This is a genomic window from Pantoea coffeiphila, assembly GCF_016909495.1.
In the GTDB taxonomy this organism is placed as follows: Bacteria; Pseudomonadota; Gammaproteobacteria; order Enterobacterales; family Enterobacteriaceae; genus Erwinia; species Erwinia coffeiphila.
In genome coordinates this window covers 24,438-31,495 of the sequence record NZ_JAFBFW010000013.1, presented here as the reverse complement: position 1 = coordinate 31,495, position 7,058 = coordinate 24,438, and the positions used below count along the sequence as shown (strand labels likewise).

At 50.9% G+C, this 7,058-nt stretch carries 4 protein-coding genes; 2 read left to right on the top strand and 2 right to left on the bottom strand.

The genetic code is table 11. The features are described from left to right. Positions 1-623 precede the first annotated feature (623 nt). Positions 624-2,213, top strand: coding sequence for a bifunctional phosphoribosylaminoimidazolecarboxamide formyltransferase/IMP cyclohydrolase (gene purH / locus JOE09_RS25165; protein ID WP_205067747.1), 1,590 nt, complete (start codon positions 624-626; stop codon positions 2,211-2,213). A 14-nt stretch (positions 2,214-2,227) separates the two neighbouring features. Further along, a complete protein-coding gene (gene purD / locus JOE09_RS25160; protein ID WP_205067746.1) occupies positions 2,228-3,508 on the top strand; it encodes a phosphoribosylamine--glycine ligase in 1,281 nt (426 codons plus the stop codon). Positions 3,509-3,569: 61 nt separating this feature from the next. On the opposite strand, the gene JOE09_RS25155 is transcribed toward purD, so the two are convergent. Together JOE09_RS25155 and JOE09_RS25150 are read right to left on the bottom strand one after the other, a co-directional pair. Continuing rightward, positions 3,570-5,924 (bottom strand): autotransporter outer membrane beta-barrel domain-containing protein, encoded by a 2,355-nt coding sequence (locus tag JOE09_RS25155; RefSeq protein WP_205067745.1) that lies wholly within the window; start codon positions 5,922-5,924, stop codon positions 3,570-3,572. Positions 5,925-6,377: 453 nt separating this feature from the next. Beyond that, positions 6,378-7,049, bottom strand: a complete 672-nt coding sequence (locus tag JOE09_RS25150) for a DUF1481 domain-containing protein (RefSeq protein WP_420830705.1) — start codon at positions 7,047-7,049, stop codon at positions 6,378-6,380. Positions 7,050-7,058: the final 9 nt, after the last annotated feature.

Genomic DNA, 7,058 nt, shown 5'->3' with positions numbered 1-7,058 from the left:
AGCTTGATTTGCTGAAACAAGTTCAGCGGTGCTCATCTGTAAAACGTCATAATGAATTTCATTATGTGTTCACTCGTGAGACTTGATATTTTTTACGTCCGGAGACGTTGATATCAATCCTGCGAGTGCCCACACAGATTGTCTGATAAATTGTTAAAGAGCAGTGCAGTCAGTGGCGTTAGCCGTCCTGCTGCGAGGTGGCGTATATTACGCTTTCCTCCTTCGGAGTCAACTTCTTTTTGAGAAGTTTTTTCCGGTGGTTCAGAGACTTCCCGAACCTCTGAGTGGCTGACTTGTCAGTCGTTGTGCCGTCTCAGTGGTTGCGCATTATAGGGAGTTCTCGACGGCTGACAAGGGCTAAATTGCGATAATTTTACCGTTTGCTGCATTCCACAGCAAAACCCCGCCTTATACCTGTTTATGCACAAACTTATCCACATTCTTTATTGAATGACAATTTTGACGAGCAACGCGCAAACGTTTTCGCTACAATGCCCGCGCGTAATGGAAGCCCCTTTCAGGGGCGTTACCTGAAACTTATCTTCCTCTATATAGAGAAGAGAAAGACTAAGCTTCATATAACGCTCTTTATATGCGATCCAAAGCCAAGGGATAAAACCACCATGCAACAACGTCGTCCTGTACGCCGCGCGCTGCTCAGCGTGTCTGACAAAGCCGGTATCCTCGAATTCGCTCAGGCGCTTTCTCAACGTGGCGTAGAGCTGCTCTCCACTGGCGGCACCGCGCGCCTGCTGGCCGATGCTGGCCTGCCCGTGACGGAAGTCTCTGACTACACCGGTTTCCCGGAAATGATGGATGGACGTGTCAAAACGCTGCACCCAAAAGTGCATGGTGGCATTTTAGGACGCCGCGGTCAGGATGATGCCATCATGTCCGAGCACAGCATCTCCCCTATTGATATGGTCGTCGTTAACCTTTATCCGTTTGCCCAGACCGTTGCACGCGAAGGCTGCTCGCTGGAAGATGCGGTAGAGAATATCGATATCGGTGGCCCAACCATGGTGCGCTCCGCTGCCAAGAACCACAAAGACGTGGCGATTGTTGTGAAGAGCAGCGACTATCAGGCTATCGTGGCCGAGCTGGACGCCAACGATAATTCACTGACGCTGGAAACCCGTTTCGATCTGGCTATTAAAGCCTTCGAACACACTGCCGCTTACGACAGTATGATCGCCAACTACTTTGGCAGCCTGGTTCCTGCTTACCATGGTGAGACCACTGCGCCTGCCGGCCGCTTCCCACGTACGCTGAATCTGAACTTCATCAAGAAGCAGGATATGCGCTACGGTGAAAACAGCCATCAGGATGCTGCCTTCTATATAGAAGAGAATGTTTCAGAAGCCTCGGTTGCTACCGCGCAACAGGTTCAGGGTAAAGCACTTTCTTACAACAACATCGCCGACACCGATGCGGCACTGGAATGTGTGAAAGAGTTTGATCAACCGGCCTGCGTTATCGTCAAACACGCGAACCCGTGCGGCGTGGCGGTAGGTGGATCGATTCTTGATGCCTACGAGCGCGCGTACAAAACCGACCCAACCTCAGCCTTCGGCGGGATCATCGCCTTCAACCGCGAACTGGATGAAGCCACGGCTCAGGCCATCATCAGCCGTCAGTTTGTGGAAGTGATTATTGCACCATCTGCCAGCGAAGCCGCCCTGAAGGTGACCGCTGCGAAGCAAAATGTTCGCGTCCTGACCTGCGGCCAGTGGCAGCAGCGCCAGAGCGGTCTGGATTTCAAACGCGTAAACGGCGGCCTGCTGGTGCAGGATCGCGATCTGGGCATGGTTAATGAGAGCCAGCTGCGCGTGGTCAGCAAACGTCAGCCGAGCGAGCAGGAACTGCGTGATGCGCTGTTCTGCTGGAAAGTGGCGAAATTCGTGAAATCCAATGCCATCGTCTATGCCCGTGACAATATGACGATCGGGATAGGTGCAGGCCAGATGAGCCGCGTTTACTCTGCCAAAATTGCCGGTATCAAAGCCGCTGATGAAGGCCTGGAAGTGAAAGGTTCAGCGATGGCCTCCGATGCCTTCTTCCCGTTCCGCGATGGGATTGATGCTGCTGCCGCAGTGGGTATCACCTGTGTAATTCAGCCGGGTGGTTCTATTCGCGATGACGAAGTGATTGCCGCTGCTGACGAACATGGCATTGCGATGATCTTTACCGACATGCGTCATTTCCGCCATTAATTACGGAGTCTCAAATGAAAATTTTGGTTATTGGTAACGGCGGCCGTGAACATGCGCTTGCCTGGAAAGCCGCACAGTCACCGCTGGCTGACACCGTATTCGTTGCCCCAGGCAATGCCGGTACCGCACTGGAGCCTACGCTGCAGAACGTGGCAATCAGCCCAACCGACATTCAGGGCCTGCTGGACTTTGCTCTGAGTGAGAAAATCGATCTGACCATCGTCGGCCCGGAAGCGCCGTTGGTGAAAGGCGTGGTGGATACGTTCCGCGCCGCCGGTCTGAAAATATTTGGCCCAACGCAGGCCGCTGCGCAGCTGGAAGGTTCTAAAGCCTTTACCAAAGATTTCCTGGCCCGTCATCAGATCCCGACTGCGGAATACCAGAACTTTACTGAAGTGGAGCCTGCCCTCGCGTATGTGCGTGAGAAAGGTGCGCCAATCGTCATTAAGGCCGATGGCCTGGCGGCGGGTAAAGGTGTGATTGTGGCGATGACGCTGCAGGAAGCGGAAGATGCCATTCAGGATATGCTGGCCGGTAACGCTTTCGGTGATGCGGGCCACCGCATTGTGGTGGAAGAGTTCCTTGATGGTGAAGAAGCCAGCTTCATTGTGATGGTTGACGGCGAGAATGTGCTGCCCATGGCCACCAGCCAGGACCACAAACGCGTCGGCGATGCGGACACCGGCCCGAACACCGGCGGTATGGGTGCCTACTCCCCTGCTCCGGTTGTGACCGATGAAATCCACCAGCGCGTAATGGATGAAGTGATCTGGCCAACCGTGCGCGGCATGGCGGGCGAAGGCAACGTCTATACCGGCTTCCTGTATGCCGGTCTGATGATCGATAAAAGCGGCCAGCCGAAAGTGATCGAGTTTAACTGCCGCTTCGGCGATCCGGAAACTCAGCCGATCATGCTGCGCCTGCAGTCGGATCTGGTGGATCTTTGCCTGGCTGCCGTTGACGGTAAGCTGGATCAGAAAGATTCCGTCTGGGACCCCCGTCCATCGCTGGGCGTGGTGCTGGCAGCCGGTGGTTATCCGGGTGATTACGCCACTGGCGATCAAATCCACGGTTTACCGCTGGAAGAAGTTGCCGACGGTAAAGTGTTCCACGCGGGTACGACGCTTGAAGACGATCTGGTGGTGACCAACGGTGGGCGCGTACTGTGCGTCACCGCGCTGGGTGAAGACGTTGCGGCCGCTCAGAAACGTGCTTACGAACTGGCCCAGCCAATCTCATGGAAAGGCAGCTTCTGCCGTAAAGACATTGGCTACCGTGCGATAAATCGTAAGTAAGCTGCCATCTTTAGCTATTGCGATAAAAAGCGCCCTTCTCGGGCGCTTCTTTTTTTAGCGGTTAGAAACTGTATTTAATACCAATCGCCGCTGAAGTATCTGTCCAGCTGTGATCGCCCATCTGATGTCCAATCGTTCCGGTTAGCCTTAGCTGCTGATTGAAGTCACCCTCAATACCCAGTTTGGCTTCTGCAATGTTTCGCGTGCCTGACTGCGTCACATCTACGCCATCCATCGACACGCTGTTGTTACGTGTGTTGTGAATCCAGTTCGTTTCAATAAACGGTTTGAACTCGCGCCCTGCGCCCTGATCCTGCGATGAATGACCTTTTGCAAAGGCTTTAATACCTAAACGAGAACGTACGTTATTGTCCGTTTTTCCAATGACGCGCGTACCATTTTTTTCCGTATGATTATCGGCAGAAATACCCGACCACGTTATCTGCGCCAGAGGCTGGAGGTAAAATCCGCTACGCTCACTCTGGCTCACGGGGATCACATAACCTGTTTCCAGCGAAGTGCTTACCCCATCAGAGTCATAGTGCTCGCGTCTGACATCGTCACCTTTTACCTTATTCTTGAACCAGCTGTACTGAACCAGAGTGTCCACATACAGCCCATGTTCGTCGGTTCCCTCAGCATACCAGGTACCGTATACGCCGGTGGTATAGCCTCGAACATTACCTTTAGCACGGTAGCCGGTAACGCGGGACGTGGTGGTGTTATGGGCATGTCCGTAACCCGCTAACAGGCCAACGCGCCAGGAACCCGCAGCGCCAACACCGCTGCCGATATCACCACCCAGCATGGCCGAGTAACGATTATTGTTGGTTTTAAGCTGACCGCTCTTATCGTTGGCATGGGTACGACCACCAACCTGATTTAACCAAAGAGTCGTATATTTTTTCTCGCCGCTAAGCGGGTCAACATAAAACGTCCCTTGTCTGTCACTCAGGCGGCTTTCAAAAAGAGTCAGGGCTGCTGCAATGTTTGCACTGTAAGCGCCCCCCTCAGGACGAACGACACGTTCCTTGTTAGCAGGCGGTTCAACCGGCGGATTTACCGGTGGCTCGACCGGTGGATTTACAGGGGGTTCCACCGGTGGGTTAACGGGAGGTTCAACAGGTGGCTCAACCGGCGGATTAACCGGAGGATCGGGCTGTTTCTGGCTGGTCAGATACCAGTTGTTGCTATTCGTATTTCCGCGGACCAGAGAGTAGTCGTAAGCCCCGGCAACGATGCGACCTGACTGATTAAAGGTACCATCCGACTGACCGTCTACGCGGATTAACTCCACGCCTTCAACCGTTTGTGCTCCTTTACCGCCAATGTTATTCACGACAACGTTAGTATCGCCTGAACTATTTCCTTCAATCGCTAATCGATCGGAAGGAGAATCATCACCCGCTAATTCAGAATTGAAAACAAGGGTTCCGCCATTCCCGACGTAGTTATTATGGATCGTCAGGACCGAACCTGTTTTATCCGTATCTGAAAGCTGAATCAGACCCGCATTTGTGAGATTACCAACATCCGAGCTGGCCCCCATATGCCACAACGATGTTCCGTCAACATCGATTTCTTTGACATTCTTAGCAGAACCAACAAGCGAAGATTTATTGTTTAAATTAACTTTAACTTGAGAATCTTTTGAAGAAATAACGGCCCCATTAAGCGAACTGTTACTAAGATTGTAATTAATCGTTGATGCGTCCTGCGCAGACGTTGAACCATTAAGGACACTGTCACTCACGTTTAAATTAGTCGTCGATCCATCAAGGGTAGCCAAAAACCGACCATTCCCGCTCGATATGGTTGAATTTCCGCTCACGGTGAGATTAGCTACAGTGTTTTTACCCACAACGATGGCAACGTTGTTTTCAGTATTCACCGTTGAAGAGTCAATAAGAACGTCGTTGTCTTCATAGGTACCTCGAGAACCGTCAAAGTCAGAGTATCCCCGCAGGAAATAAAATCCAAAGCCGTTCTTCCTGGCGTTGATCACCGTACCATTCGTAAGACTAAGCTGACCGCCCTTGGTGACAATACCGTAAGTTCCCTGAGATTCAATATTAGTATGATCAAACGAGGCTATTCCGCCAACCAGGTAAGCACCAGTCCCCTCAGAGTTGATGGTCGAGTTTACCACCGTTGTCGTCGTCTGGTTCGTATTCTCTACTCGGGAGGCATTAACCAGAATACCGTGCGCTTTACTATCACTATTCTCTACGAACACATTAATTGTAGTGTCCTTTACCAGAAAACCATTTTCATTATCCCAGCCTTCATTAAAAACAGCAGGCTGATCCGTCGAATTAATGACCTGGCCGTCAATGACCGTCGAATATGCGAACGCCAACTCTGGTCCAAAAAGTGCGCCAGAGATAAGTAAACTGATAACTTTTTTTCTGTACATCTTAAATTTCCCTTTTATGAATCAAATCCATCGACCGCGAGGAAGAGTAAAGCTTTCCATTATTTTTTAAAGTGTCATTTGGTGCTAGTCTTTTATTTTTTTGCGCAAATTAAGGTAAAAAATTTATCATTCATATTAATAATATAAATTATTCATCCTTTTAAGTTCGATTAAGGAACACTTTATTAACAAACGGAAATTCGCTGCTGTGCAAACGAATGCGAAGCGCTATCATCGTGAGAGTTATTACTCATTCCAATAATAAAAGCACTCCCCCCCCCCTGTTAACACTCCCAATACATTAGAGATTTTTAGCTCAGCGGGATTAGTTTATAATTTTAATAATCTAAAAAAATTGAGAATGGACAAAGATAGGATAAAAATATCGAGTCGGGGATAATAATTGCAGAATGGAGGGCCGGATGAATTTATTCGTATGACTCAAATACCCTCTCAGAAATCCGCTTCTTTGGGTTCACTCTGGCAAAGGTCCTCATGACTGACCAGTAGTAGTTGGACCCCCTCTGGTGCCTGCAGCCATGCGACGTTAAGCGGCGCGGAAGACGCAGACGCATGCTGCCTGGCAATCTGTTCCAGCTCCATTTCATCGAACTCTGGCCGTAGCTGATTGCCCTGACAGCTGGCGACCTCTCCACCGGGCAACCAGCGCCCCTGGATCAGCATCACCCGTCCGTTCCGCAAATCGTTGCTAATCTTCAGCATCCGCTGAGCGTCAAACTGATAAAGCGCCACTTCATCGGCAGATAAGGGCTCCCGATGCCCGGCCAGCTGTCGCTGCATAAAGCTTAAAGCACCATCATGATCAAAACGTAGCGTCACATCATCAGGTTGCTTACCTGAAATATGGCGTTCAATCGCCACCGGCTTGCCATTCAGCCACTGATAATCCGTCGTTTCCGTTGCGCCACCGCTGAAGGGTGTAAAAACGGTCATCATGTGGGAGATTTCTGCCTGACTGTCTTTTCGCCAAATCCGTACGGCACCACGATCGGCAAGATAGCCGCTGGCGGTAAAATCGGGCAGATCGGAATGCGAACTGCAGCCAGCTAGCAGCAGCAGAGTAGTGAGGATGGAGATACGGTTGGGAAGCGTCAGTTTCATGATAAAAGAATA

What these genes read in the sequence shown, in the direction of transcription:
- JOE09_RS25155 (WP_205067745.1), bottom strand. Translation starts at nt 5,924, where the DNA reads ATGTACAGAAAAAAAGTTATCAGTTTACTTATCTCTGGCGCACTTTTT.
- purD (WP_205067746.1), top strand. Translation starts at nt 2,228, where the DNA reads ATGAAAATTTTGGTTATTGGTAACGGCGGCCGTGAACATGCGCTTGCC.
- purH (WP_205067747.1), top strand. Translation starts at nt 624, where the DNA reads ATGCAACAACGTCGTCCTGTACGCCGCGCGCTGCTCAGCGTGTCTGAC.